Origin of the sequence: Brevibacillus agri, from assembly GCF_004117055.1 — a bacterium.
GTDB lineage: Bacteria > Bacillota > Bacilli > Brevibacillales > Brevibacillaceae > Brevibacillus > Brevibacillus agri.
This window is the reverse complement of sequence record NZ_CP026363.1, coordinates 5,189,769-5,215,509: the sequence shown is the minus strand read 5'-3', so window position 1 is coordinate 5,215,509 and position 25,741 is coordinate 5,189,769. Positions and strand designations below refer to the sequence as shown.

At 51.2% G+C, this 25,741-nt stretch carries 26 protein-coding genes and 2 pseudogenes; 22 read left to right on the top strand and 6 right to left on the bottom strand.

Features of this window, described 5'->3' with window-relative positions; translation table 11 throughout:
- Nucleotides 1-3: 3 nt before the first annotated feature.
- The 7 genes from BA6348_RS25555 to BA6348_RS25525 all read left to right on the top strand — a co-directional run bounded on the left by BA6348_RS25555 (nucleotide 4) and on the right by BA6348_RS25525 (nucleotide 7,235).
- Nucleotides 4-1,254, top strand: coding sequence for a branched-chain amino acid ABC transporter substrate-binding protein (locus BA6348_RS25555; RefSeq protein WP_122953205.1), 1,251 nt, complete (start codon nucleotides 4-6; stop codon nucleotides 1,252-1,254).
- Between the two features lie 156 nt (nucleotides 1,255-1,410).
- A complete protein-coding gene (locus tag BA6348_RS25550) occupies nucleotides 1,411-2,361 on the top strand; it encodes a branched-chain amino acid ABC transporter permease (protein WP_025844394.1) in 951 nt (316 codons plus the stop codon).
- A 9-nt stretch (nucleotides 2,362-2,370) separates the two neighbouring features.
- On the top strand, nucleotides 2,371-3,654 hold the full coding sequence (locus tag BA6348_RS25545; protein WP_007787158.1) for a branched-chain amino acid ABC transporter permease: 1,284 nt from the start codon (nucleotides 2,371-2,373) through the stop codon (nucleotides 3,652-3,654).
- Between the two features lie 21 nt (nucleotides 3,655-3,675).
- On the top strand, nucleotides 3,676-4,452 hold the full coding sequence (locus BA6348_RS25540; protein WP_122953206.1) for an ABC transporter ATP-binding protein: 777 nt from the start codon (nucleotides 3,676-3,678) through the stop codon (nucleotides 4,450-4,452).
- Between the two features lie 14 nt (nucleotides 4,453-4,466).
- Nucleotides 4,467-5,174 carry an ABC transporter ATP-binding protein gene (locus BA6348_RS25535; RefSeq protein ID WP_007787160.1) on the top strand — a complete coding sequence of 236 codons (708 nt, stop codon included), beginning with the start codon at nucleotides 4,467-4,469 and terminating at the stop codon, nucleotides 5,172-5,174.
- A 289-nt stretch (nucleotides 5,175-5,463) separates the two neighbouring features.
- Nucleotides 5,464-6,942 carry a MocR-like pyridoxine biosynthesis transcription factor PdxR gene (pdxR, locus tag BA6348_RS25530; RefSeq protein ID WP_005826797.1) on the top strand — a complete coding sequence of 493 codons (1,479 nt, stop codon included), beginning with the start codon at nucleotides 5,464-5,466 and terminating at the stop codon, nucleotides 6,940-6,942.
- 47 nt (nucleotides 6,943-6,989) lie between these two features.
- Nucleotides 6,990-7,235, top strand: coding sequence for an AzlC family ABC transporter permease (locus tag BA6348_RS25525; protein WP_026558318.1), 246 nt, complete (start codon nucleotides 6,990-6,992; stop codon nucleotides 7,233-7,235).
- On the opposite strand, the gene BA6348_RS25520 is transcribed toward BA6348_RS25525, so the two are convergent.
- From BA6348_RS25520 to BA6348_RS25510, 3 genes are all read right to left on the bottom strand, one after another.
- A protein-coding gene (locus BA6348_RS25520) for an IS3 family transposase (RefSeq protein ID WP_423734671.1) occupies nucleotides 7,212-8,416 on the bottom strand; the annotation gives its coding sequence in 2 pieces (ribosomal slippage) (nucleotides 7,212-8,161 and nucleotides 8,161-8,416; 1,206 coding nt in all). The genes BA6348_RS25525 and BA6348_RS25520 overlap by 24 nt on opposite strands.
- 72 nt (nucleotides 8,417-8,488) lie before the next feature.
- The gene (locus BA6348_RS28165; RefSeq protein WP_122953207.1) at nucleotides 8,489-8,740 is read right to left on the bottom strand and encodes a helix-turn-helix domain-containing protein; all 252 of its coding nucleotides are present in this window, start codon (nucleotides 8,738-8,740) and stop codon (nucleotides 8,489-8,491) included.
- A gap of 48 nt (nucleotides 8,741-8,788) precedes the next feature.
- Entirely contained in the window at nucleotides 8,789-9,121 is a 333-nt protein-coding gene (locus BA6348_RS25510) for a transposase (protein WP_005837502.1), read from the bottom strand.
- Nucleotides 9,122-9,496: 375 nt separating this feature from the next.
- Between BA6348_RS25510 and BA6348_RS25505 the strand changes: the two genes are divergently transcribed.
- Nucleotides 9,497-10,141 (top strand): hypothetical protein, encoded by a 645-nt coding sequence (locus BA6348_RS25505; RefSeq protein ID WP_122953476.1) that lies wholly within the window; start codon nucleotides 9,497-9,499, stop codon nucleotides 10,139-10,141.
- Nucleotides 10,142-10,235: 94 nt separating this feature from the next.
- On the top strand, nucleotides 10,236-10,721 hold the full coding sequence (locus tag BA6348_RS25500) for a hypothetical protein (protein WP_005830360.1): 486 nt from the start codon (nucleotides 10,236-10,238) through the stop codon (nucleotides 10,719-10,721).
- Between the two features lie 178 nt (nucleotides 10,722-10,899).
- On the opposite strand, the gene BA6348_RS25495 is transcribed toward BA6348_RS25500, so the two are convergent.
- Nucleotides 10,900-12,090 carry an ISL3 family transposase gene (locus BA6348_RS25495; protein ID WP_129552256.1) on the bottom strand — a complete coding sequence of 397 codons (1,191 nt, stop codon included), beginning with the start codon at nucleotides 12,088-12,090 and terminating at the stop codon, nucleotides 10,900-10,902.
- A 335-nt stretch (nucleotides 12,091-12,425) separates the two neighbouring features.
- On the opposite strand from BA6348_RS25495, the gene BA6348_RS25490 reads away from it, so the two are divergent.
- The 4 genes from BA6348_RS25490 (at nucleotide 12,426) to BA6348_RS25475 (ending at nucleotide 15,772) form a co-directional block, all read left to right on the top strand.
- Entirely contained in the window at nucleotides 12,426-13,628 is a 1,203-nt protein-coding gene (locus tag BA6348_RS25490) for a transposase (protein WP_129552163.1), read from the top strand.
- Between the two features lie 208 nt (nucleotides 13,629-13,836).
- Nucleotides 13,837-14,982: an IS4 family transposase gene (locus BA6348_RS25485; protein ID WP_025845287.1), complete on the top strand. Its 1,146-nt coding sequence runs from the start codon at nucleotides 13,837-13,839 to the stop codon at nucleotides 14,980-14,982.
- 167 nt (nucleotides 14,983-15,149) lie between these two features.
- Nucleotides 15,150-15,368, top strand: coding sequence for an AzlC family ABC transporter permease (locus BA6348_RS25480; protein WP_026558492.1), 219 nt, complete (start codon nucleotides 15,150-15,152; stop codon nucleotides 15,366-15,368).
- An 8-nt stretch (nucleotides 15,369-15,376) separates the two neighbouring features.
- Complete coding sequence (locus BA6348_RS25475) at nucleotides 15,377-15,772, top strand: AzlD domain-containing protein (protein ID WP_081414804.1); 396 nt, start codon at nucleotides 15,377-15,379, stop codon at nucleotides 15,770-15,772.
- Nucleotides 15,773-15,850: 78 nt separating this feature from the next.
- Here the strand turns inward: BA6348_RS25475 and BA6348_RS25470 are convergent, their stop codons facing one another.
- A complete protein-coding gene (locus BA6348_RS25470) occupies nucleotides 15,851-16,612 on the bottom strand; it encodes an IclR family transcriptional regulator (RefSeq protein WP_007787167.1) in 762 nt (253 codons plus the stop codon).
- Nucleotides 16,613-16,812: 200 nt separating this feature from the next.
- Here BA6348_RS25470 and BA6348_RS25465 point away from each other — a divergent pair, with 200 nt between their 5' ends.
- The 8 genes and pseudogenes from BA6348_RS25465 (at nucleotide 16,813) to BA6348_RS25430 (ending at nucleotide 23,281) form a co-directional block, all read left to right on the top strand.
- Entirely contained in the window at nucleotides 16,813-17,931 is a 1,119-nt protein-coding gene (locus BA6348_RS25465) for an ABC transporter substrate-binding protein (RefSeq protein ID WP_005836112.1), read from the top strand.
- A gap of 8 nt (nucleotides 17,932-17,939) precedes the next feature.
- Complete coding sequence (locus BA6348_RS25460) at nucleotides 17,940-19,034, top strand: ABC transporter ATP-binding protein (RefSeq protein ID WP_005836114.1); 1,095 nt, start codon at nucleotides 17,940-17,942, stop codon at nucleotides 19,032-19,034.
- Nucleotides 19,035-19,037: 3 nt separating this feature from the next.
- Nucleotides 19,038-19,880, top strand: coding sequence for an ABC transporter permease (locus BA6348_RS25455; RefSeq protein ID WP_005836116.1), 843 nt, complete (start codon nucleotides 19,038-19,040; stop codon nucleotides 19,878-19,880).
- Nucleotides 19,877-20,677 (top strand): ABC transporter permease, encoded by an 801-nt coding sequence (locus BA6348_RS25450; protein ID WP_005836118.1) that lies wholly within the window; start codon nucleotides 19,877-19,879, stop codon nucleotides 20,675-20,677. The genes BA6348_RS25455 and BA6348_RS25450 overlap by 4 nt, the downstream gene beginning before the upstream one ends.
- A 12-nt stretch (nucleotides 20,678-20,689) precedes the next feature.
- Entirely contained in the window at nucleotides 20,690-21,826 is a 1,137-nt protein-coding gene (locus BA6348_RS25445) for a M20 family metallopeptidase (protein ID WP_005836120.1), read from the top strand.
- A gap of 250 nt (nucleotides 21,827-22,076) precedes the next feature.
- A pseudogene (gene tnpA / locus BA6348_RS25440) lies at nucleotides 22,077-22,359 on the top strand (IS200/IS605 family transposase).
- Nucleotides 22,360-22,364: 5 nt separating this feature from the next.
- A pseudogene (locus BA6348_RS25435) lies at nucleotides 22,365-23,126 on the top strand (nuclease/transposase family protein); the annotation flags it as partial.
- An 11-nt stretch (nucleotides 23,127-23,137) separates the two neighbouring features.
- Nucleotides 23,138-23,281 carry a hypothetical protein gene (locus BA6348_RS25430; RefSeq protein WP_237716586.1) on the top strand — a complete coding sequence of 48 codons (144 nt, stop codon included), beginning with the start codon at nucleotides 23,138-23,140 and terminating at the stop codon, nucleotides 23,279-23,281.
- A gap of 69 nt (nucleotides 23,282-23,350) precedes the next feature.
- On the opposite strand, the gene BA6348_RS25425 is transcribed toward BA6348_RS25430, so the two are convergent.
- Complete coding sequence (locus BA6348_RS25425) at nucleotides 23,351-24,850, bottom strand: IMP dehydrogenase (RefSeq protein WP_005833458.1); 1,500 nt, start codon at nucleotides 24,848-24,850, stop codon at nucleotides 23,351-23,353.
- Nucleotides 24,851-24,952: 102 nt separating this feature from the next.
- Here BA6348_RS25425 and BA6348_RS25420 point away from each other — a divergent pair, with 102 nt between their 5' ends.
- Nucleotides 24,953-25,735 carry a GNAT family N-acetyltransferase gene (locus tag BA6348_RS25420; RefSeq protein ID WP_005833459.1) on the top strand — a complete coding sequence of 261 codons (783 nt, stop codon included), beginning with the start codon at nucleotides 24,953-24,955 and terminating at the stop codon, nucleotides 25,733-25,735.
- Nucleotides 25,736-25,741 lie beyond the last annotated feature (6 nt).

Sequence of the window (25,741 nt, the reverse complement as noted above, 5' to 3'; positions counted from 1 at the left end):
CGCATGAAAAAACTCTCTCACATCAGTATTTTATCTGCGGTATTGGCGACGAGTGTGGCACTCACAGGTTGCGCAGGAACCAGCAATTCATCAGGGGGAACCAACACAAGCGGAGGTGGTCAGCAGCCGGCGCAAAACCAGACGAGCACTTCCGGTAGCGGCGGCGAAGCAACAGACGGTGGTGTCATCAAAATCGCAACCCAAACCCCCCTCTCCGGGAACCAGTCCTCTCTCGGAGACGCGATCAAGACGGGTGCCGAATACGCGCTGAATCTGCGCAAGGAAGAATTCAAAAAGCTCGGCTTCGACATCCAGCTCTTCCCGCAGGATGACCAGGCGGACCCGAAGATCGGCGTATCGAACGCGGAAATGCTCATCTCCAACCCTGACGTGTACGGGGTAGTGGGCCATCTGAACTCCGGCGTAGCGATTCCTTCGTCCGTGAAGTACGAGGAAGGCAAGCTGGTCATGGTGTCTCCGGCCAATACGGCGGTGAAGCTGACCGAGGAAGGCAAGAAAACCGTACACCGGATTTGTGCTCGCGACGACGCCCAGGGACCGAAAGCGGCCATGTATGCGAAAAACACGCTCGGCGTGAAAACAGCTTTCATCATTCATGATAAGACCGCATACGGCCAGGGCTTGAGCGACCAGGTGAAGCTGCAGTTTGAAAAAGACGGCGTGCAGCTCCTCGGCTACGAAGGCATCACGCAAGGCGAAAAAGATTACAGTGCCGTACTGAACCAGGTAACGGCAAAAAACCCTGACATCATCTTTTTCGGGGGACTTTATCCGGAGGGCGGAATTTTGGTCAAGCAAGCCCGTGAAAAAGGATACAAGGGATATTTTATGGGTGGCGACGGTTTGGACTCTTCTGATATGATTAAAATAGCCGGCGATGCCGTCGAAGGTGTCGTGTTTACGTCAGTGGCAGGTGACGTGACGCAGACCGAAGAGGGCAAGAAGTGGGCCGAAGAGTACAAGAAAACGACGAACAAACCTCTTGAAACCTACTCCGTCTACGGTTTCGACTCCATGAACGTCATCCTCAACGGCGTCATGGAAGCAATCAAAGCGAATGGTGGCAAAAAACCAACACGCGAGCAAGTCCTCGAAGCAGTTCACAAAACGAAAGATTTTCAGGGGCAATTCACAAAAGTTACCTTTGATGAAAAAGGTGACAACGTAAACGCAGATGTATTCATTTACAAGTATGACAAGGACAAGTCCACTTTTGTAGGCAAGGCCGAGTAATCGCAGCCAACATCACCGTACACTCTTTCATGCCTCATACAGTCCGGGGCGGCACGCTTGTGTTCGCCCTTTTCTACTGAAACTCACGTCCAGTCATGCGAATGGATGCAGAAAATTTCTACAAGTTTATTGAGAAGTGAGGGATGGGAAAGCATGATGCTCAACATTTTGCCTCAGGTGTTGGTTGACGGATTAACACTTGGATTCATGTACGCAGTCGTGGCCTTGGGCTACACAATGGTTTACGGGATTTTGGAATTTATCAACTTTGCTCATGGAGAAATTTTCATGGTCGGGGCCTTTGTCGGTACAGAGGTATTGTTGATCTCTGACGCCCTGGGGGCTTTGGAAGGCATGAACCCTTTTGTCGCACTATTCTTGACACTGATAATCGCCATGGTGATTACGGGTGCGCTCGGAGTAGGAATCGAGCGGGTCGCCTATCGGCCGCTACGCGGAGCGCCGCGCCTCGTGCCACTGATTTCTGCCATCGGTGTATCGTTTTTGCTGCAAGACCTCGTTCGTTTTACGGAAGCGCTGGCTCGCAATGAATTTTATCTGAACAGTCCAACTCTTTTTACTGGTTCGATTTCTTTAGGCAGTTTCGCTGCGATTCCAGCCAAGGGCTTGATTGTAATTGTGCTCGCCATTGTGATGATGATTGCGCTGACGCTGTTCATTAACAAGACAAAATGGGGAATCGCCATGCGGGCCGTAGCGCAGGATCAGAGCACGGCTTCGCTGATGACCATAAATGTAGACAAAGTAATCATGCTTACGTTTTTGATCGGGTCCAGTCTCGGCGGAGCGACAGGCGTGCTGTTTGCGCAAAATTACGGGACGATCGACCCTTATATCGGCTTCATTCTCGGATTGAAGGCATTTACCGCAGCCGTTCTCGGCGGGATCGGCAACCTGCGCGGAGCCATGGTGGGCGGGGTGCTGCTCGGGCTACTGGAATCGCTGTCTGGCGCTTTCATGGGGCCGCTGACCAACGGCGCATTCGGTGCTGAGTACAAAGATGTGTTCGCGTTCAGCATTCTAATCCTCGTGCTTCTCTTCAAGCCGGAAGGGCTGTTTGGCGAAGCTGTGAAAGAGAAAGTGTAGGTGAGACCAATGGCAAATCTGGCCTGGAAAACGTTCAAAGGAATCCCGCTCGCGCTTACGTTGGTTTGGATCGCCGGCTTCGCGGCTGCTCTGCATTTTATGGACAAATCAGTCATCGCGTTTCTCGGCATTCTCTCCTCAATCGTGCTCGTCTATTACACGAATACGTCCAAGACGATCAAGATGATTGTCGGGGCCGCTGTCCTGCTGATTATCATTCCGCTGGTCGCGGGTGAAAACCGCTACTACATGGAGGTCGCTTCGCAAGTCGGCATCTACGTGGCAATGGCGCTCGGACTGAACATCGTAGTCGGGTTCGCGGGGCTGCTCGATTTGGGCTACGTCGCCTTCTTCGCTGCTGGTGCGTATGCCTACGCGATTTTCTCGACCTCGCAGGCGAATGAATTTATCGCGGGCAACCTGTTCCCGCTCTCTGGTGACTGGTTTTGGCCGTTCCTCATCGTCGGCTTGATCGTGGCCGCGATTTTCGGGATATTGCTCGGTCTGCCGGTGCTACGGGTAAAAGGGGACTACCTCGCCATCGTTACGCTTGGTTTTGGTGAGATTATTCGGATTATTTTTAATAACCTGGACAAACCGATCAACATTACAAACGGTCCGCAAGGGATTACCCCGATTCCATCGCCGGAGCTGTTCGGCATCAAGATGGGGACGCCGTTTTACTTCTACTTTATCGTCCTGTTCGTAATCGCCTTTATCGTCCTGGCGAATATCCGCTTTGAGCATTCCCGTTTGGGCCGCGCGTGGATCGCCGTGCGCGAGGATGAGCTTGCGGCGCAGTCCATGGGGATCTCGCTGTTGAATACAAAGCTGGCCGCGTTTGCGACAGGCGCTTCCTTCGCAGGGGTGGTCGGGGTTATTTTCGCAGCCAAACAGACTTTTATCGATCCGACTTCGTTTACGCTGATGGAATCAATCGGGATTCTGGTCATGGTCATTCTCGGCGGAAGCGGAAGCATCCCGGGCGTCGTGCTTGGAGCCGCTTTTGTCACCATTTTGCAGGTGCAGCTCCTGAAAGAGTTCTCCAACTTCCTGCACAGCCTGCAGCAATCCGGCATCATCAACCTGCCAAACCAGTTGGACCCGTCCAAGTTCCAGCGGCTCATCTTCGGGATCATGCTGATTCTCGTCGCCTTGTATCGTCCAAACGGACTGATTCCGGCCAAGCGGAAAAAGAACGATCTCGACGCGATCAAAGAGAGCGAGTATGGCAAACAAAAGCTGGGGATTCTCGGCAAGCTGTCCCAATTGGCTTCTGGCAAGCAGTCATAGCGGACGAGGAGGGAAAAGGGCATGGCATTGTTGGAAGCAAAAAACTTGACGAAGCGCTTTGGCGGACTGGTAGCCAACCAGGACGTTTCGATTTCCATAGACAAGGGAAGCATTACGGCAGTCATCGGGCCGAACGGGGCCGGGAAAACGACTTTTTTCAACATGATTACCGGATTTTACGTGCCGGATGAAGGCGAAATTCTCCTGGACGGCAAAAGCATCAAAGGGTTGCGCCCCGATCAGATCGCAAGCCGCGGGATTACCCGGACGTTCCAAAATATCCGGCTGTTCAAAGAAATGACGGCGCTGGAAAACGTGATGGTCGGCGTTCACACCCGCTTGTCAGCCGGGTTGCTCGGCATTTTGTTCAACACCAAGCGCGTACGGGTCGAGGAAGAAAAGGCCCGCGTAGAAGCCTATCAGCTTCTGGAGTATGTAGGCATCGCCCATATCGCCAACGAAGCGGCGGGTAGCCTGCCATACGGATTGCAGCGTCGGCTGGAAATCGCTCGGGCGATGGCGACGAATCCGCAGATTATTTTGCTCGACGAGCCGGCGGCGGGGATGAACCCGCGCGAGACAGTCGAAATGACCGACTTTATCCGCAAGCTGAAACGCGAGCTTGACCTGACGATTATCTTGATCGAGCATGACATGAAGCTGGTCATGGGACTCAGCGAATACATTCACGTACTGGATTACGGCCGGAAAATTGCGGAGGGAACACCGGAGCAAATCCGCAACAACCCGAACGTAATTGAAGCCTACCTCGGCAAAAGTGCGTCGGAAGTGTCGTAGAAGGAGGAAAAACGATGGCATTGCTAGAGCTGAATAACGTTCATACCTATTACGGCGGTATCCACGCATTGAAGGGATTGAGCATTACCGTCAACGAGGGTGAGGTCGTCACCTTGATCGGCTCCAACGGGGCGGGAAAATCGACCACCCTGAAAACGATCTGCGGCCAGACCCGCGCCAAGGAAGGCAAAGTGATCTTCAACGGCAAGGATATTACCCAGATGCGCACCCACGATATTGCCAGTGCGGGAATCGCCCATGTGCCGGAAGGCCGCCGGATTTTTCCAAAGCTGACCGTGCGCGAAAACCTGGAAATGGGAGCGTTCGGCGTATCGGATAAACAGGTGATCGAGGAAGGCATCGAGCGCGCTTTTGCTTACTTCCCGCGCCTCAAGGAACGGATCGACCAAAAAGGCGGGACGATGTCCGGCGGTGAGCAGCAAATGCTGGCGATCGCGCGCGGACTGATGATGAAGCCGAAAATTCTCATGCTCGATGAGCCGTCAATGGGCTTGGCTCCGATTCTCGTCGAACAAATTTTTGACATCGTCACAGAGCTGAACAGGGAAGGCATGACGATCCTGCTGGTAGAGCAAAACGCGAACCAGGCGCTTTCAGTGGCGCACCGCGGCTACGTGATCCAGACAGGTGAAATCATTTTGAAGGACGATGCGCAGACTCTGCTGGCAAATCCACAGGTTCGGGACGCTTATCTCGCGTAAAACATGCGATCAAAGAAGTCAGCCTGTTACGGACAATAGGGTAAGCTGGGGCCGATGGAGACTTTTCTCCGTCGGTTTTTCTTTTCCCGGAGAATAACTTTCAGGCTACGAGGCGGGTACCAGACGGTTTCCGCTGTGCCGCAAAGCCGCATGCAGGCAAGTTTTCCAACCGGGAGGAAATGTGCAAATTTTCTGATATGATTAAGCATAGACTGACTTGGCCTTCGTGAACATGGACAGATTGAAAAAAAGGAGGCAGGTCAGTTGCAGGGAGAGGAGAAAACAGAACATGCTGGACATCAGTCCCCACTTGGTTGAGGACAAAGAAGCGTTGTATTTGCAGCTCTATCGGTATTTTCGCGCAGAAATCCAAGAAGGCCGGCTGCCTTCGGGAACAAGGCTGCCATCTGTGCGGGCCTTGAGCGGATTTTTGCAGGTCAGCAAAACGACCGTGGAGTGCGCCTACCATCAGCTTTTGGCAGAAGGGTACATTGAGAGCCGGGAGCGCAGCGGTTTTTATGTCGTAGATATGGAGTGGGATGGCCCGCTACCCGAACATGCGGGGAAAAAGAGCGTACCGACCGCTGGCGCGGTTGGCGTTGCCGCTGCGGGTGGGCGTGTGCCGCATGCAGCGGAGCAGCCGGAGGACGGGCAACCAGTTTCCATTCGCTACGATTTTCACCATGCCCGGGTCGATGCGGAGCACTTCCCTTACGAGCGCTGGCGCAAATACACCAACCAGTGCATGCAAAAAGAGAACCGGAGCGTGCTGTATTACGGCGACAGGCAAGGGGAGCCGCTTTTGCGAGAGGAGCTTGCCCGCTACTTGAGCCGTGCCCGCGGGGTGCAGGCGACGCCGGAGCAGATTGTCATTGGCGCGGGTACGCAGATCATGATTAGCTTGCTCGGCTTTTTGTTCGGCCCGCGCGGACAGATTGTCGCCATGGAGGAGCCCGGCTATAACGGGGTGCGTTCCGTTTTTGCCCACCTTGGCTTTGCGGTATGTCCGATTCGGCTGGAGGAGGACGGGATCGACGTGGAAGCGCTCGGGAAAAGCGGAGCGAGATATGTGTACATTACCCCGTCCCATCAGGACCCTTCGGGGATCGTCATGCCGTACGCCAAGCGGCTGAAGCTGCTGCACTGGGCGAACCAGACAGGCGGCTATATTATCGAGGACGACTACGACGGAGAGTTTCGCTATCACGGCCGACCGATTCCTTCGCTTCAAGGGCTGGACACGCACGGGCGGGTCATTTACCTCGGGACGTTTTCCAAGGCGCTGCTGCCGTCGATACGGATCAGCTACATGGTGTTGCCACAGGAGCTGCTTGCCATCTACCACGAGCAACTGGCGGATTTCGACCAGTCTGCGTCGCGGATTCATCAGGAGACATTGGCTCTGTTCATGAAACACGGCGACTGGGAGCGCCATATTCGCAAGATGCGCACGCTCTACCGCAAAAAGCACGATGCGATGCTGCACATTTTGCAGGAGCAGCTCGGGCCTTACATTTTGCTGAAAGGACAGGATGCCGGATTGTCGATGACAGTCGAGGTGGCAAGCGACTGCACGGCTTTGCAGCTTGCGCAAATCGCGGAGGCTGCGGGTGTGCGCGTCTACCCTACCTCACACAAATGGATGGAACCGCAGCCAAAAGCGCTGCCTGCTTTCCAGTTCGGCTTTGGCGGCATGACGACGGAAGAGATGGAGGCGGGCATCCGGCTTTTGCAAAAGGTGTGGGGGCCGTACTTGCGGAAGCGCTGAGACAGCTTGCACAAGGCGGTGGCAACAGAGAAGGGAGAGCATCGAGCGTGTCGCAGGCGTTGTTTGTAAAAGGAATGAAACAAATTTTTCCCGTGGCCGCCGCCGGAATCGTGGACGGGATGGTGTTTGGCATACTAGCCAGGCAGGCTGGGCTGGGAGTGACGGAGGCGATGCTGTTTTCGCTGCTGGTCAATGCCGGCTCCTCGCAGTTTGCGGCGGTGGGCTCGCAGGGCATCGTCGGCTGGCCGATTCTCGTTTCGAACTTGCTGTTAAACGCCCGTCATCTGTTGTGAACCACTGTCAATAGATTGGACACATAAAATCGAGAGAATTACACCACACATCGGTACATATGTTCGTATTGATTGGGCGTGAAGTACCCAATGGATGCGTTTTCCATTATAAAAGCAAGTGATATACTCAAATATCGCTCTTTTCGCTTGTTCTCTCGTTTTGAATTTTTCCAGATAAACGAGTTCTTTCTTCAGTACGCTGTGGAAAGACTCGATGCAGGCGTTATCGTAACAGTTTCCTTTGCGGCTCATGCTTCCGATCATCTGGTATTTCTCCAGACGCTTCTGGTACTCAGTCGAGGCATACTGGCTGCCGCGATCAGAGTGGTGTAAAAGCCCCGGAGCTGGTCGCTGACGGTTGTAGGCTTGATCTAGCGCGGCGATCACGAGTTCTTTTGTCATCCGCTCCCCCATGTGAAAGCCTACGATCTTACGCGTATACAAGTCCATCACACTGGCTAAATACAACCAGCCTTCGTCTGTCGGGATATAAGTGATATCCGTCATCCAGACCTTCCCCGGCGCGTTTGCGGTAAACGTTTGGTTTAGCACGTTTTCGGCCACAGGCAAATGGTGCTTCGAATTCGTTGTCGCCTTGTATTCCTTCACCGTACGGGATTTCAGCCCGAGCCTTTTCATCGTACGAGCGACGGTTTTCTCGGAAACCTGAACCCCTTCCTTTTTCAGTGCTTCCAAGACCTTCTTACTGCCGTACAAACGTCTCGAATCCAGGAAGACCCGCCGGATTTGTTGCTCCAGCTTTTCTCGACGCTTCGCCCGATCGTTCTTCTTACGCCGGGTCCAATCGTAATAACCGCTTCGAGAAACTTGAAACACATCGCACATCTTCGCGACTCGGAGCTTGGAGCGGTGATCGTGGATGAAAGGGTAGATCAGCGCCGGTCTTTTGCGAAGTAGTGCATCGCCTTTTTTAAGATTTCGTTCTCCTCTTCCAGATCACGAATTCGCTTTTGAAGGTCGCGTAGGGCTTTGTCTTCCGGCTTCAGTTGTCCACTGCCTGGAAAGGCTTGATTGCCGTCTTGCTTGAATTCAGCGACCCACCGGTAGATGGTATTTTCATGAAGCCCCATTTCCCGGGCTACCTGCGCCACCGATTTCCCTTCTTCTTGGATGAGTCGTACGGTTTGAAGTTTGAATTCCCTGTCGTACTTTTTCGTCATGTTGGACACCTCGATTATGAACGCTTTTATTGTCGCACTCTCGATTCTCCGTGTCCAATGTAAAGTCTAGCATCAGAGTTCTTCTTCTATCAGCAAGCGGTAAACCTTTTTCTTGTTGATGACCAGTTGGTGGTCTCGCCGTAGGCAGACAGTAAGCTTTCGATATCCATAAGCAGATTCTTCATCGGCAATCAGCTCGGATAGCCATTCTTTGATTTGTTCGTCACTGACAGGTTGTCCGTGGTCTTCCTCCGTGATAAACGCGAGGTTTTTGGGAGGCTTTGTTTTTTCGGTAATAGTAGGTTGCTTCCAGGATGCCGACAATACGTAGCACTAGTTTGGCTGTGTACCCCAGCTGTATCCACTTGTCGGCTATCTCCATTTTGTCCGATAAGCTGGGTTCACCTTTTTTACAAGATCACGAAGGATCGCGATTTCCAAGTCCTTTTCTCCCAGTAATTTCTTCAGTTTATCATTCTCCGTTTCCAGTTCCCGAAACTCTCCTGGACTTGGGGTATAGCTTGTTACAGCTTTAGCTTCGGAAGACGTATTCTGCCAATCTGCGTGTTTGGAGTCACGTATCCATCGATACAGCATTTTAGGGTCTATCCCATGCCGTCTGGCTACTTGACTAGCGTTTCCTACTTCGTGGGCTTCCTGGATCAATTGTTGTTTGAACTCGATTGAATAGCGTCTCCGTTGCATAAAAATATCCCCCTCTGTTCTTCTGATATCAGCTTAACAAGATAAGGGGGTATGACTCAAATCCAATTTCGGGGCTTAAAAGCTGTAACTGAGGGAGGAATACCGCTTATCTCGTCTTATACCCTTATCTTCAAAAAGGAATTCTTTTTAACCTACACCGTGCCGACCGACTTTCATAGGGCACGGCGTGCGATCAACTACTTAAGAAGTGCTCATTTACTATAGGCTCTGTGAGCATGAATAACTTTGAGATGATAAGGGCTTTGAGTCGGAGCTCATCTTTTCTACCGTTTCCTTTTTTCAGAAAATTCAAAATACTAGCTCTTCCAAATTTTATGTTATTATGTATAAAACGGAAAATGGAGGTAATCAAAAATGTCATTCAAGAAGCTAACGCTCGCTACTGCACTCGTAAGCACTTTAGTATCACCTGGAGTAACTGCTTTTGCCCAATCCAAGCATTCGATTGAACCTGCCGTTACCAAGGAGAAAGTCGGCCAACTAGAGATTGTTGAAAAAGTGTGGGAGACACCAGTCAATTATGATTTTCAGGTCATCACGAAAGAAAATAGCAAATCAATCATGAAGCCTTACCGATTGGATTACAACGGAACAGACTACGAAGAAACCAAAACGCAAAAATACAAATCCAAAAGTTTCGAAGCGGAAGTAACCAATCGAAGCAATTTAACCGATACGGTTACACGGTCTGTTTCCAGGAAAACCTTCTTAACAGGCAAGGTAGGTACGTCAGGCGAAGGCAAATTCAATATGGGGCTGATCGAAGCGAAGGTAGGGTTCAACGCCGAGGTTTCCTTTGGAACAGAGACCACTACAACCACTACTTACACCTGGAACATCCCTGCCAGAAGCGTGACCACGATCGAATATGGATCAAAAGCCGTTGACACAAAAGGGTATATCACCAAATACATCGATGGGAAGGCGGTAAAGTCCACACGTGTCTATGCTGACTACTCGTATAAAGAATACGCCGACAAAGACCCACAACCGTTGTAATCAACCCGTAAAAATCAAAACTGCGCTAACCATTTGGACAACGTGCTTCCTTCTCCTCTTTGCTCTGACTGGATGTCAATCGGAGCCTACTCCAGTGAACAGCAGCGGTACCTTAAACCAAGAAACAGTACCAGCGACAACCAAGGCGACCAAGTCCTATAAATCGATTACGGATTACTCTACCGAGATCAATGGACAGCACATGAAGAACTCTGTCTTGGAAATAAAGAGAGATGGCAATTTGGCAAGCCTGAGCATCAAAATATGGTTGTCCCCTGAACTGCGAGAAAAAATGATGGATACAGAAAGTCCCGTCTATTTTACTTTCGGCGATGTGATGGGGAGTGAAAAAATCGCCCAGTTGCTTGTGGAGTCTCCTCCCGTTGTTCCGTTTGACCCAAGCAGTACGGACGGAACGTATACCCTCTCTCAGCAAATCAAGCTGAAGGAGAAACTGACAAGCGATGAAGAAAAAGCGCTTTTTTCTCCTGAGAATTATGAATTCCAGCTCTTGAACGAAGACAAATTAGCTGTGTACACGATTATTGGCTTGGAGCTATCCACGATTCAACAGCCTTAGCTCATTAGACGATTTGTCTTCTTAAGAACCAAGGCTGCCCGAGCTTATGTCGAAATACCTTAAATGAAGTTGCCTAAAAAAAACCCTTAGGTTTGTTTCTCCCTAAGGGTTTTTCCATTTTATTAGCTCTTCACCATTAAACGTGCTTGATCTTCCTCTAGCGTAGTTTTTCACTTTTTTATATGGCTGGTTTACACTCCAGCCGAATTCGAATCTTGAACCGCTCGATGTTGCGATACCCATAGGCTCGTCGCTTGATGACTTTCACTTTGTTGTGTGTCCCTTCAATCGGAGCATTTGTAACTCGAAACGAAAAATAATTCTGAACCGACTGTCGCCATTGAACGATTGTTTTTGCAATCGAACGGACGGCAGAGGTGGGAGATGTGAGGTGCTCGGTTATCCATTGTTGGAGTGCTTCTTTTCCCGACTCTTCTGTCTGAGCTGCATATACCGTTCTCATGTGCTGAAGAGCGTTGTAAAGGCGTTCCAAATGGGGATCTTGAGCGAACCAGGCTTTCAATTCCTCCTGTTCCTCAGGTTTCAGTTTATCAGGAGATGTGTGGAGCAGACGTTGTTCATGTCTACCCCGGCGATGAGTTCCCCGCGAACGGGTACGTTTACGAGCAGCTTCTAACGATTTGGAGAAGAGCTGAATGACGTGGAACTTGTCCGCTACTACCGTGGCATCCTTCCAAACACCGCGAACCGTCTCAGCCATTCCAGGAGCCAAGTCTGTCACAACAACCTGTGGAGGCGTAGCAAAGGGCCAGTTCATGAGAGCCTGACGAACCTGCTCACGTGAACGCCCTTCTGTAACCTGCCAGATATGCCCGCTTTGTGCATCCATGAGGTTGACACCGTACTTGTGTCCTTTTTGGAGAGCAAACTCGTCCAGACAGACCATAGTAGGCGTAAGATGATCTTGGGGCTTAGCGAGAAGCTGAGGAGCCAGTTGGTAATACCACCGTTCCAATGTCGTATAGCAGATTCCGAGTTGTTTGGAAACGCTAAGCAAATCCCTCTTCTGACACAACTCAACGGCCATTTGACGAAACGCAAAAGTAGCCGTTCCTCGATAGGGAATTCCATCCCATTCGAGAGTCCAGGTGATCTGGCAATCGTGGCAACGTTGTCGATATACAGGAACACGTACCCAGACAGTACCCCATGAAGGAATAAAGCGGTGACGAAGAAGACGGTGCCCTGGGCGAGCATGATTGGTGCTCTCTTTCAGGCAGAGAGGACACAGATGAGAGGCTGGATTGGGAGTGAGAGTCACTACCCAATCGGTTTCAGTCGTTTTGTCCCAATGGGAAAGTTGAAACGATGGAAGGCCGATTAAGTCTGTGGTAAACTGGTTAGACAACGTAGATTTCCTCCTATCTTGTGATGGTCAGGACAACTTTCACGATAGAGGAACATCTACGTTTTTTCAATGTCTAGCACGGGTTATGGTGATGAATCATTTTATTGATATTCAGACGATTTTTAGACAAACTCATAAAAAGTGAGCAATACCAATACCTGAAGAGTTTTCTGTCAATTCGCAAGAGAAGTTAAGGTTTGTGCTATTGAGCCTTTTGCAGATTTCTGAGCCCTTTCGTATCAAGCACTTGAAAAGCATAAAAAAGGACTTCACCCCAAGAAGGAGAAGTTTTCAAGCAACCACACACGAAAACTTTTCGAGGAAGGTGAAGTCACTTGTATATTCTCCAGCCATCACTTTTTTCCTTTGAGGAACTGCAAAAACTTGAATCGAAAGAACGTCTGCCCTTATTTTTTTCGGTTCTGGACTTACGCCCGTACGCCAAAGAATTGAGAAGCATTACGCCCCAAGGGGCAACGGGACACAGCCGCGAAGCGATTTTACGGTCTTTGTTGGCGGCTCCTTTCGAAGGAATTTCGCAATTTACTGCTCTTCATCTGAGACTCACAAGTGATTTACGCTTTCGTTACCAGTGTGGGTTTCCCATTGATCGACCCGTTCCATCCATTGCAACGTTTAGTCGCGTATTTGCTCAAATTGTCCAGAAAAGCGTTGCCGAGAAGCTGTTTTACGACCTCGTCATGCAATGCCGTGAAGAGGGAATCATTACAGGAACGACCATTGCCATCGACAGCACGGCGATTGATGCGTATGAAAAAAAGCAACCGAAATCTCGCTGCCAAGGAACAGGAAACGCCACCTGGGGAGCCAAGTTCGACTCCTTTGGCAATAAAATCACGTGGTTCGGTTACAAAATTCATCTGGCAGTAGACGCGGACAGCGAATTGCCTGTTGCTTTAGAAGTCACTCCTGCTCACGTCAACGATGGAGACATGGCTCCTCCTCTCCTGGCACAAGTGAACAACCAAGCCAAGGAAGTGTGTAAGAATTACGTGATGGATGGTGGATACGATCATCTCAAGAACTACGAAATCGCTCATCAATACAAGGCACAGGCTATCATTCCTCTAAACCTCCGAAACGAGAAAGAGCCACCTGCTGGTTATACGTCAAACGGAACGCCTCGATGCAGCATGGGATTTGAAATGGTGTACGCAGGTGCTGACGGAACCCATCTCAAATTTCGTTGCCCGCATGTGATGGGAAAAGTAGAGTGCCCACACGGCTCAGCTTGGTGCTCTTCCTCCAACTACGGAATGGTCGTAAAAGTGAACGTCCACGATGATCTCCGCAGATTTTCTTTGCCACATCGGGACACAAAGAATTGGAAGAAGATGTATCACAAACGGACGAGTGTAGAGCGATGCAATGCCCGTTTAAAGGAAAACCTGACAGCGAATGATCTACATGTCGGTGGCATTCAAAAAGTGAAAACGTATGTGTATTTGAATGCTATCGTATTATTGGTGTCTGCTCTGGCAGGAAAGAAAGCCAAGCCATCTAAAAAAACGGCCTAAGCAGAGAGCGTAAAAAGTTTTGTGTAAATGGTTAAACTTCCCATTAAGGAGATGATCATTTATGCAAGACCACTAGCGTTGCATTAATCTTTTCCCATCATTCAAAATACACATAATCTTTGGTATTTGGTTGTCTAGGGAACAAAAAAATCCTTTACACTGGAAAGGTCAGGTAGTTCCTGTCCAAATCCAACGCAAAGGATAGCTCATGGACAAGAATACCCTATTTTCTTCATTTGGTAAATGGGTTGCACCCATCAATATTATGAAACTTCAACAACGAATTGACGAAACGGATCAAGACAAGTACGTGAAGAAGCTGACGACAAAAGCGTATCTTCTCCTATTTTTACATGCCCAACTTCAGCAACGCGAAGGGCTTCGAGCCATTGCTGACGATGTTCTATCAAAGAAATTTCAGCAAGAATTAGGACTGTCATCGATCAGCCCCGCACAGCTTAGTCGAAAAAACAATCGGGTAGAACCTGCTTTGCTTGAAGAAGTTTTTGTCGACCTTGTCCAGCAAATTCAACGCGTTTCTGGAAAAGCCTGCTCTCTTCGAAAACACATAAAGATCATTGATTCCACTACAATTGGATTATGTTTGCAAAAGTATAAGTGGGCAACCTTTCGCGAAACAAAGGCAGGAATCAAAATTCATCTTCGTCTCGTTTTCGCAAGCCAGGAGGATGTCTATCCTGAAAAGATTTCCCTAACTTGTGCCAAATCCAATGACCGCACCCAAATGGAGTCGCTGATTGATGAGATCGGAGCCATGTACGTCTTTGATCGAGGGTACGTGGATTATGAAAAGTTCGATGAGTATACCGATCAGGGCATCTTTTTTGCTTCACGTCTCAAGGATAACGCGGAAACTCGTCATTTGTATACTTTCAAAGTACCACCAGAAAGCTCCGTTTTATCTGACTCCATGATCCTTCTTGGAACGCCACAAAAACGGGTGGATAATGTGTTACGACTGATTGAAACGCATGATTCGAAAGGAAATCGTATTCGAATCATCACCAATCGGTTCGACTTAGAAGCAGAAGAATTGAGCGACATCTACCGTTGGCGCTGGCAAATAGAACTGTTTTTCAAATGGATGAAACAACACGCAAAGATCAAGACGTTCTATGGAACAAGTGAAAATGCGGTCTGGAATCAAGTTTTTCTCGCTCTCATTGCTTACTGCTTGTTGCTTCTTGTAAAGCTGGAAAGAAACAGTCAGCACAGTCTGCTGCAAATCAGTAGATGGCTCAAAGTGTTTCTCTGGCAGACCTTTGAACAATGGATAGGCAGAATGGATTACCAATCCAAACGAACATCCAGAGGGCGACAGAAAAGGAAGTAAGTGTTGTTTGTTGTTGTCGATGTTGTAATAAATGTATAAAACTACCAAATGGATAGTGGCTACCTTTTGCTTGGCTGTTCTCGTTTTTGGTTGTGAAGTTGAAAATGTCATTCAGAATAATTTGACAATAGATGGATTCATTTTTTATGCAACGCTAATGAAAAGGAATGAAACAAATTTTTCCCGTGGCCGCCGCCGGAATCGTGGACGGGATGGTGTTTGGCATACTAGCCAGGCAGGCTGGGCTGGGAGTGACGGAGGCGATGCTGTTTTCGCTGCTGGTCAATGCCGGCTCCTCGCAGTTTGCGGCGGTGGGCTCGCAGGGCATCGTCGGCTGGCCGATTCTCGTTTCGAACTTGCTGTTAAACGCCCGTCATCTGTTGTAAGGGTTCCGATGCTGCTGATTAGCTCCAGGTGGGGGATTCCGGCTTGGCTCAGGCGCGGGCTGGCAATGGTTCCGATCGGGGTATTCAGCTCCATGACGATTCCGCCGATTTTGTTTCACGCGCCAAAAGGAGCGTGGAGCCCGGAATACGTGGTGGCGGGGGCTGTAGCGCTTGCCGTAGGGTTTTGGAAAAAGCAAATCGTCTGGGCGCTGCTTGCCTATACATGGAACAGCAAGGACGCGAACGAGTCGGCTGTTCGCTGGGAGCTGCTGCCCCGGATGCTTGCAGGCTGGCATGCCCATCTCGAGCTTTTGGCAAAAGTGCTTGCGGGAGAGCAGCCAGCCTGGTCGTGGAGCCGCTGGGAACAACTGCGGGAAGCGTACGCCCAAAAATGGGGTGAATGACGGCTGCCTAAACAAAAAAGACCTTTCACACAGCGAACCGGTCGTTGTGCGGAAGGTCTTCTTTCGTTGGCTGCGCGGTTACGGCAAACGGTATCCAAGCTGGGTGGACATGTCGCGCACCGTAGCCAGCGTTTCCTGGATGATCTCTTCTTTTTTGGGCATCACGCGATCCGTCGGGCCGATCACGCTGATCGAGGCGGTCACCTGTCCGGTGGAATCGAAAATCGGCGCGGCAATTCCCGTGACGCCCGTGTTGCGGCGGTTCGAGCTGATCTCGTAGCCGCGCTCCCGGATCGCCTGCAGGTCGGCTTTGACCTCTTCGATGGAAGTGTAGGAGTGAGGCGTGTACATTTTCAAAGGTTGCTCCGCCAATATCTCGTCCTGGAACGACTCCGGCTGGTAGGCGAGCAGCACCCGTGCCGCCGTCGTCGAGTAGAGCGGGAAGCGGCGAAAAGACTCGACCGTAAAGCGAATAGGATGCTTCGAATCTTCCTTCGCGACGTAGATGGCGTCCTTCGAGTCTTGCACGCACAGGACGGCCAGCTCGTTCACCCGGGAGACAAGCCCGGTCAAAAACGGTTTGGAAAAATCGACAATATCGTGGTTGGTGAGCACCTTCGTGCCCAACTCCAGCAGTGTATAGCCAAGCGTATATTGCTTGGTTTTTTCGTTTTGGCGAATAAAGCCTTCTGATTCCAGCGTGGAAAGCAGCTTGTGCACCGCTCCTTTTGATAGCTGAAGCTTTTTGCTAAGCTCGGTCACCCCAAGCTCTTTGGGAGAATCGAGAAACATTTTTAACAGTCGGCAACCGTTTCGTACAGAAGACAATACTTGGTCCATAAAAAACGTCTCCTTTATGTGCATTAGTCCTATTCTACCACAGATAGGGGGCAGGCAATCCTGAATGGAGGCAATGGTGCTTTTTGTATGACTACCTTGAATAGTCAGTCTCTTTATGATAGGATAACACTATCGTTCTTGAATAGCAAACGTTGTTCTCTATTCGTGAACAAACAAGATAAAACGGGGGTCGAACTTACGTGAAGAAAAAGGCGTTATCTGTACTGTCGATTTTTGCTTTGACTGGTTCTTTGCTTGCGGGCTGTGGCTCTTCCACACCGCAAACTGCCGCTCCGACGCCGGCTGCTGGCAATACAGACGGCGGGCAAGCACAGGTGCAACTGGAAGACACGCTGGTTGTCGCGGGGAACGGAGCTACTGTAGAGAAGTTGATGAAAGACGAAATCTTCAAGAAATTCAACGAAAAATACCCGAACGTCAAGCTGACCTACGTATCCGGGGTATCGACCGAGATCGTCGCGAAAGTAAAAGCGCAGAAAAACTCCCCGCAAATCGACTTGACGATCGTCGAGGGCGGCGAGCAGGAAAAAGGGCGCCAGGAAGGCTTGTGGGAAACGATCTCTGCCACGGACATTCCAAACGTGAAAAACGTGCCGCAAGATTTGAAAGTCACGGATGACAGCGGTGTCGTCGTCAACTTCACGCCAATGGGCATCTCGTACAACAGCGAGCTGGTCAAAGAAAAAGGACTGCCGGTTCCGGCGTCGTGGAACGACCTGACCAAGCCGGAAGTGAAGGGCAACATCACGATGACAGACGTAGCGAGCAACTTCGGACGTTCGACCATGATTATGCTGGCCTACGCCAACGGTGGATCGGAGAAAAATATCGAGCCTGGTTTTGAAAAAATGGCAACGCTTGCAGGCTACATGCCGACATTCGCGAAAAGCGCGGCGCAGTTGCAGCAAAACCTGCAAAACAAGAGCGCAGCCTACACCACCTGGACGATGGCGCGCAGCCTCACGCAAAAAGAAGCGGGAGTGCCGCTGGAATTTGTCTTCCCGGAAGAGGGCGGCAATATCGTGCCAAACATCGCCACAATCGTCAAAGGCGCGAAGCATCCGCAAGCAGCCAAAGCGTTCATCGACTTTTTGCTGACGGACGAAGTGCAGACGATGTACGCGACCAAGCTGTACTACAATCCTGCTACCGAAGTAAAGCTGCCGGACGATGTAGCGAAGACGTTGGCATTTGACCGCGCGAAGGTTGTCAACTTTGACTACGACGTCATCAGCAAGGAAACATCGGCTTGGCTGGACCGCTTTAACAAAGAAATCGCACCCAAAACAGGAAAGTAGGTATAGAAGTGACAAAGGTGATTGACGTCGAACTGCGCGGCATCATGAAAAAGTTTCAAAACAATGTCGTGGTTCAGGACTTCAACCTGCAGGTGGAGCAAGGCGAATTCATCTCGTTTTTGGGTCCATCCGGTTGCGGCAAAACCACAACCTTGAACATGATTGCCGGATTTTTGGACCCGGATGGCGGAGATTTGCTCATCAAGGGTCAACGGATGAATGGCGTCCCGCCGTACAAGCGGGAACTGGGAATGGTGTTTCAGACGTATTCGTTGTTTCCGCACATGACTGTGGCGGAAAATATCGCCTACGGCTTGAAGCTGCGCAAGATCGGAAAGCAGGAGATGCAGGAGCGCGTCAATCGTGTGCTGGAGCTGGTCAAGCTGCCAAACGTCGCGGATCGGTATCCGAAGCAGCTCTCCGGCGGACAGCGCCAACGGATTGCCATCGCGCGCGCATTGGTGATTGAGCCGTCGCTCTTGCTTTTGGATGAGCCGCTCAGCAATCTGGACGCGAAGCTGCGCGAGGAACTGCGCGACGAGCTGAAGCGTCTGCATCAGGAAATTGGCGTCACCACCATTTTCGTGACACACGACCAGGAGGAAGCGCTGGCGCTCTCCGACCGGATCGTTGTGCTGAATCACGGCTTCGTGGAGCAGATCGGCACTCCGCACGAGATCTACAACCAGCCGGCTTCCGAGTTCGTCCATACGTTCATCGGCAAGACAAACCGGATGGAAGGAGAAGTGATCGCGACCGAAGGCGACACCGTGACGCTTCGCACGACGGGCGGTTTGCTCGTGCAGGCTGCAGGGCAGAAGCACCAGTTTGCCTTGCAGCAAAAAGCGGTGATTTTCGTCCGTCCGGAAAAAATCAAGCTGACGGAGGCGGCGGACACGGCGCAGCCGAATCGGGTAAAAGGCCATCTGCAGCTTGCCTCGTTCCTCGGCTCCTATACGGAGTGCGAGGTGGCGACCGGAGCGCATACGCTGTCTGTCAAAGTCCAGATGAGCGACAAGTCGGCAGAACAAGAAGCAGGCAAAACGGTCTACTGCCAGTGGAACGCAGAAGACGTGCTGGTCATGCCCGTGGAGAGGGGATGACGGATGAACAAGCGTCTTTCCATCACACTTTTGACGGCACCAGCCATGATTGTTTTGCTCGGCGTATTTATCCTGCCGATGCTGCTCATGCTTCTGCTCAGCTTCCAGGATGAAAACCAGGCTTTTACGCTGCAAAACTACGCCTTGTTTGTGCAAGATTCGTTTTACGTAGAAATTCTTTGGCGGACGATCCGCGTCAGTCTGTGGACCGTGCTGGCTACGCTTTTGCTCGGCTTTCCGGTGGCGATGTACATGGCGCAGGCGACAGGCAAAATGCGCGGGATTGTCACGATGCTGATTTTGGCTCCGCACCTTATCAGCGTGGTCATCCGCAACTTCGGCTGGGTGGTCGTGCTCGGGGAAAAGGGCTGGATCAACGAAACGCTCATGAAGCTCGGGCTGATCGAGCAGCCGCTGCGGCTTTTGTACAACGAGCTTGGGGTGGTCATCGGCCTGACCGACTCGTTTATCGCCTACATGGTGCTGGCAATTGCGACCAGCCTGTACGCGATTGATCCGTCGCTGTCCAAGGCAGCATCCATTTTGGGCGCATCGCGCATGCGCACGTTCTTTACGGTGACGCTGCCGCTTTGCTTGCCGGGGATGATCGCCGGGACGACACTCGTTTTCAGTCTGTCGATGAGCGCGTTTGTCACTCCTGCCCTGATGGGGGGTACTTCGGTGAAGGTGATGCCTGTGATCGCGTATGAGCAGATCATGGCGACCTTGAACTGGCCGCTCGGTGCGGCGTTGGCCTTCCTGCTGTTGGGCAGTACGATTTTGCTGGTGACCTTGTACACGTGGTTGATCGAAACGAAGCGGTATAAAGAGGTGTTTGCGTCATGAAAAAGCTGAATGTGCTCGGGCTCATCACGTTCTTTGTGCTGGTGCTGGTCAATCTGCCGTTTTTGGTCATCATTCCAAGCTCCTTTACGGCTGCCGGATACTTGGCGTTTCCGCCGGAGGGCTTTTCGTTCCAATGGTACACGATGATTTTGGATCGGCCGGAGTTTATCGAATCGCTCTGGACGAGTCTCAAGCTGGCGACGGTAACGGCTGTTCTGGCTACGTTGCTCGGTACGCTGGCGGCATTTGCCTTGTCCAAGTACAAGTTTCGCGGGAGCGGCTTCATCAATGCGCTGATGCTCTCGCCGCTCACGGTGCCGTCGCTGATTATCGGGATTTCCGCGTTGCTGTTTTTTACGCGCATCGGCATTGCGGGTACGTTTACCGGGCTGCTTTTGGCGCACATCCTGATTTCCATTCCGTATGTCGTGCGGCTGGTGCTCACCGGGCTTAGCACATTTGACTACACGCTGGAAAAGGCGGGCTACATGCTGGGTGCCCATCCGTTTCGCGTGTTTTGGGACATCACGCTGCCTTTGCTTAGGCCTGCGATTGTGTCAGGCATGATTTTCTCGTTCCTGACGTCGTTTGACAATGTGACGGTTTCCCTGTTTCTGGTGGCACCGGACACGACAACGCTTCCGCTTGCGATCTTTACCTATATGCAGGAAACGCTTGACCCGCTGGTTGCTTCCATCTCCGCGGTTGTCATTCTGCTGAGTCTGGTCTTTATCGTGCTGCTGGAAAAAGTGTACGGACTAGAGCGCCTGTTCGGACTCAATTCACAATCTCATTAAGGAAGAGGCACTATGTCAATCCAGACTTATTTGCAAGACAACATGAATCACTTTTTGCAATTGCTCGAAGAGGCGGTCAACATGGACTCGCCTTCGCGGGACAAACGGCTGGGCGACCGGATGGCGGGCTGGTTCGCGCTCCAGTTTCAACGGCTGACAGGCGGCAGGGCGGAGCTGATCCCGAATGCGACATACGGCGATCAGGTGCGCTGCACATTGGGCGAAGGGGACAAGCAAATCCTCATCATCGGTCACTACGATACCGTGTGGCTGGAAGGAGAAGCGGCCCGCAGGCCATTTTCCATCCGGGACGAAAAAGCGTACGGACCAGGTGTGTATGATATGAAGGCCGGGATTTTGCAGGCGATGTTCGCGCTGCGGGCTTTGGTGAAGCTGGACCGTTTGCCGGCGGACAAAAAAATCGTGCTCTTGCTCAACAGCGACGAGGAAATCGGCAGCCCGACCTCCAGATGGCTGGTAGAGCAGGAAGCGTCCCACTCGGCCGCGAGCTTTGTGCTGGAGCCGCCGACGGAGCCTGGCGGCGCGCTGAAAACATGGCGCAAAGGCAGCGCGCATTATACGGTGGCGGTTCGCGGCATTTCCGCACACGCCGGGGTCGATCACCAAAAAGGCGTATCGGCCATCGAAGAGCTGTCGCGGCAAATCCAATTTCTCCACGCTCTGACCGATTACGAAAAAGGCACGACGATCAATGTCGGCGTAGTCAAAGGCGGGATTGGCGCCAATGTCGTCGCCGATTACGCGGAGGCAGAGGTGGATGTGCGCGTCGTTTCCATGGAAGAGGCGCAACGCATCGAAAACGTAATCCGCGAGCGCAAGCCGCTACTTTCGGGCACGAGCATCAACGTGACGGGCGGCATTCGCCGTCCGCCGATGGAGCGTACCAAGGATACAGGCGTGTTGTTTGCGCTGGCAAAATCCATCAGCCGTCATGAGCTGGGGATGGAGCTGGAGGAATCCGGGACAGGTGGCGTAAGCGACGGCAACTTCGCCGCTGCCTGCGGGGTTCCGACGCTGGACGGACTTGGGGCAAAGGGCGGATTTGCCCACTCGCCGGAGGAATGGATCGAACTGGGGGAAATATCGACACGCGCGACTTTGCTGGCGCGCCTGATCGAAGAAGTATAGAGAAAAAGCAAAGAGGCACCTGACGGCTGTGCGAAGTGCGCAGCGGTACAGGTGCCTTTACAGATTTTCCGAACGAGAAAGCCCGCTACGGTGCGATAGCACCCCCTTTAGGGGCGGGATGAGAGTGAGGTCAAAATACGGAGTACCACGAATAAACCGAAGGTTTGTGGTACTTCAAGTATTTGAAAATTCCACTCTTTTTTGTTGTTCATCTGTTGTAGTATATAAAACAAACTGATACGATAGGTGTATGAACGAATACAGAAGAACAAGCACAACCCTTTCATTATTAAACTACCATTTTGTGTTCTGCCCTCGGTACAGAAGAAAGATTTTTCTGCAAGCAGATGTAGAACAACGCTTCAAAGAGTTGGTACATGAAGGGTGTGAGGAACTGCAAATTGTGATTGTTGCTCTTGAATGCGACAAAGACCATACGCATATGTTTCTCAACGCACTCCCATTCTACCGCAGGAAATGTATCAAGTGAAACGATAAAGCGATATGTCGAACAACAGAAAACAAGGGGGTGAAAATCATGTCGCAGACCATCACAGTCAAAGTGAAATTGCTTCCAACAAAAGAACAGGCTTCTATTTTGCGTGAAATGAGTCAAACGTACCTCTCCACTATCAATACTCTCGTTTCCGAAATGGTTGCTGAAAAGAAAAGCACAAAGAAGTCGAGTAAGGATATTTCTGCTTCTTTGCCAAGTGCCGTTAAAAATCAAGCTATCAAGGACGCGAAAAGTGTGTTTAAGAAAGCGAAGAAAAGCAAATTCACTACTGTTCCTGTTTTGAAAAAACCTGTCTGCATTTGGAACAATCAAAACTATTCGTTTGATTTCACGCACATTTCCATGCCGATTATGATTGACGGCAAGGTAACTAAAACACCTATCCGTGCTTTGTTAGTTGATAAAGACAACCGTAACTTTGCTTTGCTAAAACACAAATTAGGTACGCTTCGAATCACACAGAAAGCAAATAAATGGATTGCCCAAATTTCTGTCACCATACCTACTATGGAAGGAACAGGAGTAAAAGTCATGGGGGTTGATTTGGGTTTAAAAGTTCCTGCCGTTGCTGTAACAGATGATGAAAAGGTACGTTTCTTTGGGAATGGCAGACAAAATAAGTACATGAAGCGTAAGTTTCGTTCTGAACGCAAAGCATTAGGCAAAAAGAAAAAGGTAAATGCGATTCGTAGTTCAAAAGATAAAGAACAACGTTGGATGAAAGACCAAGACCATAAGGTTAGTCGTGCTATCGTAAATTTTGCAAAAGACAATAAAATTTCTCGACCGTGATCGTGGGGGCGACTCGCGTTGACCAGCTCACGGATAACTTGCAGAGCGCTTCGCTTGCGCTCGATGCGGCGACGATGGAAAAGCTGGACCGCCTGAGCGACCCGTACCGTCACGGGGAGCCGTTTGCGGTGTACCGCCTGTCGTAGCTTGTCTGAAATAGAAAAAAACGATGCGAGAACAGCTTACGCGTCGTTTTTTTCCTGCCTGGATATTTATTATTCGGCTGCCATGGTGCTTTCTTTGAGGATGACGTCGTGCGCTCCGCCTTCGACGAGGCTGGTAGCGGAGATCAGCGTGATGCGCGCTTTTTGCTGCAGCTCGGAGATGGACAGGGAGCCGCAGTTGCACATGGTCGACTTGATTTTGCTCAGCGTGCGGTCCAAGTTTTCGCGCAGGCTACCCGCGTATGGCACGTAGGAGTCCACGCCTTCTTCAAAGACGAGGCTGCTTTTGCCGCCTGTGTCGTAGCGCTGCCAGTTGCGCGCCCGGTTGGAGCCTTCTCCCCAATATTCTTTCACGAAGTTGTTGCCGATCTTCACTTTTTTGGTCGGGCTTTCGTCGAAACGGGCGAAGTAACGGCCTAGCATGACGAAGTCTGCGCCCATTGCCAGCGCGAGCGTCACATGGTAGTCGTGCACGATGCCGCCGTCGGAGCAAATCGGTACGTAAATGCCGGTTTCCTTGAAGTATTCGTCGCGCGCTGCCGCCACTTCGATTACAGCGGAAGCCTGGCCGCGTCCGATCCCTTTTTGCTCGCGGGTGATGCAGATGGAGCCGCCGCCGATGCCGACTTTTACGAAGTCTGCGCCCGCTTCTACGAGGTAGCGGAAGCCTTCCTTGTCGACGACGTTACCAGCGCCGATTGGCACGTTGAAGTTTTGTTTGACAAACTGAACCGTGTCGCGCTGCCATTCGGAGAAGCCGTCGGAGGAGTCGATCACGAGGATGTCGACGCCTGCTTCCACCAAGGCAGGAACGCGCTCCTGATAGTCTTTCGTATTGATGCCCGCTCCTACGATATAGCTTTTATTGGCGTCCAAAAGCGACAGCGGGTTGTTTTTGCGGGAGTCGTAGTCCTTGCGGAAAACGAGGAAGTCGAGATTTTGGTTGTCGTCCACGATCGGGAGGCAGTTGAGCTTGTGCTCCCAGATCAGGTCGTTTGCTTCGGAGAGCGTGATGCCGGATTTGCCGTAGATCAGGGAGGAGAACGGCGTCATGATATCGCTCACAGGCTTGTCCAGCGAGTCGCGGCTGATGCGGTAGTCGCGTCCGGTAACGATTCCGAGCAGCTTGCCTTTGGCGGAGCCGTCTTCGGTCACCGCTACTGTGGAGTGGCCTGTCTGTTCTTTCAGTTCCAAAATATCTTTCAATGTGTGGCTTGGCGTCAGGTTGGAGCGGCTCACGACGAAGCCTGCCTTGTGGTTTTTCGCTTTGCGAACCATGGTCGCCTGGCTCTCGATCGACTGGGAGCCAAAAATAAAGGAAATACCGCCACATCTAGCCAATGCGACCGCCATATGATGGTCGGAAACTGCTTGCATGACTGCGGATGAGAACGGTATGTTGAGTTTGATCGCTGGTTTTTCGCCTTTTTTAAACTTGGTAATCGGAGTGGATAAGTCCACATTGTTTGGGGTGCATTCTTTTGTGGTCAGGTTCGGAAGCAGCAAAAACTCGTTAAACGTCCGAGATGGTTCTGTGTAATAAAAAGCCACAAGTCTCTCCTCCTGTATGATCTTTATTAGAGAAATTTTTATCATGGTAACCGCCAAGCGTAAGAACGTCAATAGGGAATCGAAAGAAGGGGTGTTTTTGCCGTGATTTTGCCGATGAATCGTGAACAAGTTCGTTCGCTCGCGCCCATTTCGCTGGAGCAGTCGTACATATTGTACGGCAATGTGGCGTTGCGGGCGGAGCGGAGCTTATTTGCGGCAGATGTGGAGGAGGGAGAGCTGCGGGCGGTTGGCTCGTATTTGCAGGGGATGCCGTTCCATGCGTTTTCCTTGCAGCTTTTTGCCGCTGAAAGAGACTACGAGGTGACGGAGATGCTGAATTATTTTCGCGAGCATCCTGCTGTCGATCTGGCTGCCGGGCAGACAGGGGTGTTCGCTGTGCCTCACGCTTGCCTCAAGCGGGTGACGATTCCAGGGACGCTGTCGCAAAGGGAAATGCAACTGATGAAGCTGGTCCGGCCGGAGAAGTTGCTTGCGCCGGGGGATTCTCGCCTGCTCGCATCGGCTGAGGCCGAGGTCGCCGTGGAGCTGGCGCAAAGAATCGGCATGATTAGCTTTCGCGCCGAGGAAGTGGTCGAGATGCCGCACATCGCGCTTTTTTCCGAGCAGGACGAGCCGATGGCCTTGGCAGGCTTTCACGTGTACGAAGAGGCGTTTGTGGAGATCGGGAACATCGGAACGAGCGAAAAGCATCGGCAAAAAGGGCTGGGGACGCAGATTACGTCCGACGTCAGCCGACTGGGCCTGGAAAAGTCGCCAAACGTCTATTTGATGGTGTTTGCCGACAATCCGCAAGCGATTCGGGTCTATGAAAAGCTCGGCTACGAGACAGTGTCTAGCTATGCTTTTGTCGAATTTGCTCTATAGGCAAGC

Excerpts from the sequence above, each read along its gene's own strand:
- BA6348_RS25555 (WP_122953205.1), top strand. The coding sequence starts at position 4 with ATGAAAAAACTCTCTCACATCAGTATTTTATCTGCGGTATTGGCGACG.
- BA6348_RS25550 (WP_025844394.1), top strand. The coding sequence starts at position 1,411 with ATGCTCAACATTTTGCCTCAGGTGTTGGTTGACGGATTAACACTTGGA.
- BA6348_RS25545 (WP_007787158.1), top strand. The coding sequence starts at position 2,371 with ATGGCAAATCTGGCCTGGAAAACGTTCAAAGGAATCCCGCTCGCGCTT.
- BA6348_RS25540 (WP_122953206.1), top strand. The coding sequence starts at position 3,676 with ATGGCATTGTTGGAAGCAAAAAACTTGACGAAGCGCTTTGGCGGACTG.
- BA6348_RS25535 (WP_007787160.1), top strand. The coding sequence starts at position 4,467 with ATGGCATTGCTAGAGCTGAATAACGTTCATACCTATTACGGCGGTATC.
- pdxR (WP_005826797.1), top strand. The coding sequence starts at position 5,464 with ATGCTGGACATCAGTCCCCACTTGGTTGAGGACAAAGAAGCGTTGTAT.
- BA6348_RS25510 (WP_005837502.1), bottom strand. The coding sequence starts at position 9,121 with ATGCAACGGAGACGCTATTCAATCGAGTTCAAACAACAATTGATCCAG.
- BA6348_RS25505 (WP_122953476.1), top strand. The coding sequence starts at position 9,497 with ATGTCATTCAAGAAGCTAACGCTCGCTACTGCACTCGTAAGCACTTTA.
- BA6348_RS25485 (WP_025845287.1), top strand. The coding sequence starts at position 13,837 with ATGGACAAGAATACCCTATTTTCTTCATTTGGTAAATGGGTTGCACCC.
- BA6348_RS25480 (WP_026558492.1), top strand. The coding sequence starts at position 15,150 with ATGAAACAAATTTTTCCCGTGGCCGCCGCCGGAATCGTGGACGGGATG.
- BA6348_RS25475 (WP_081414804.1), top strand. The coding sequence starts at position 15,377 with ATGCTGCTGATTAGCTCCAGGTGGGGGATTCCGGCTTGGCTCAGGCGC.
- BA6348_RS25470 (WP_007787167.1), bottom strand. The coding sequence starts at position 16,612 with ATGGACCAAGTATTGTCTTCTGTACGAAACGGTTGCCGACTGTTAAAA.
- BA6348_RS25455 (WP_005836116.1), top strand. The coding sequence starts at position 19,038 with ATGAACAAGCGTCTTTCCATCACACTTTTGACGGCACCAGCCATGATT.
- BA6348_RS25450 (WP_005836118.1), top strand. The coding sequence starts at position 19,877 with ATGAAAAAGCTGAATGTGCTCGGGCTCATCACGTTCTTTGTGCTGGTG.
- BA6348_RS25445 (WP_005836120.1), top strand. The coding sequence starts at position 20,690 with ATGTCAATCCAGACTTATTTGCAAGACAACATGAATCACTTTTTGCAA.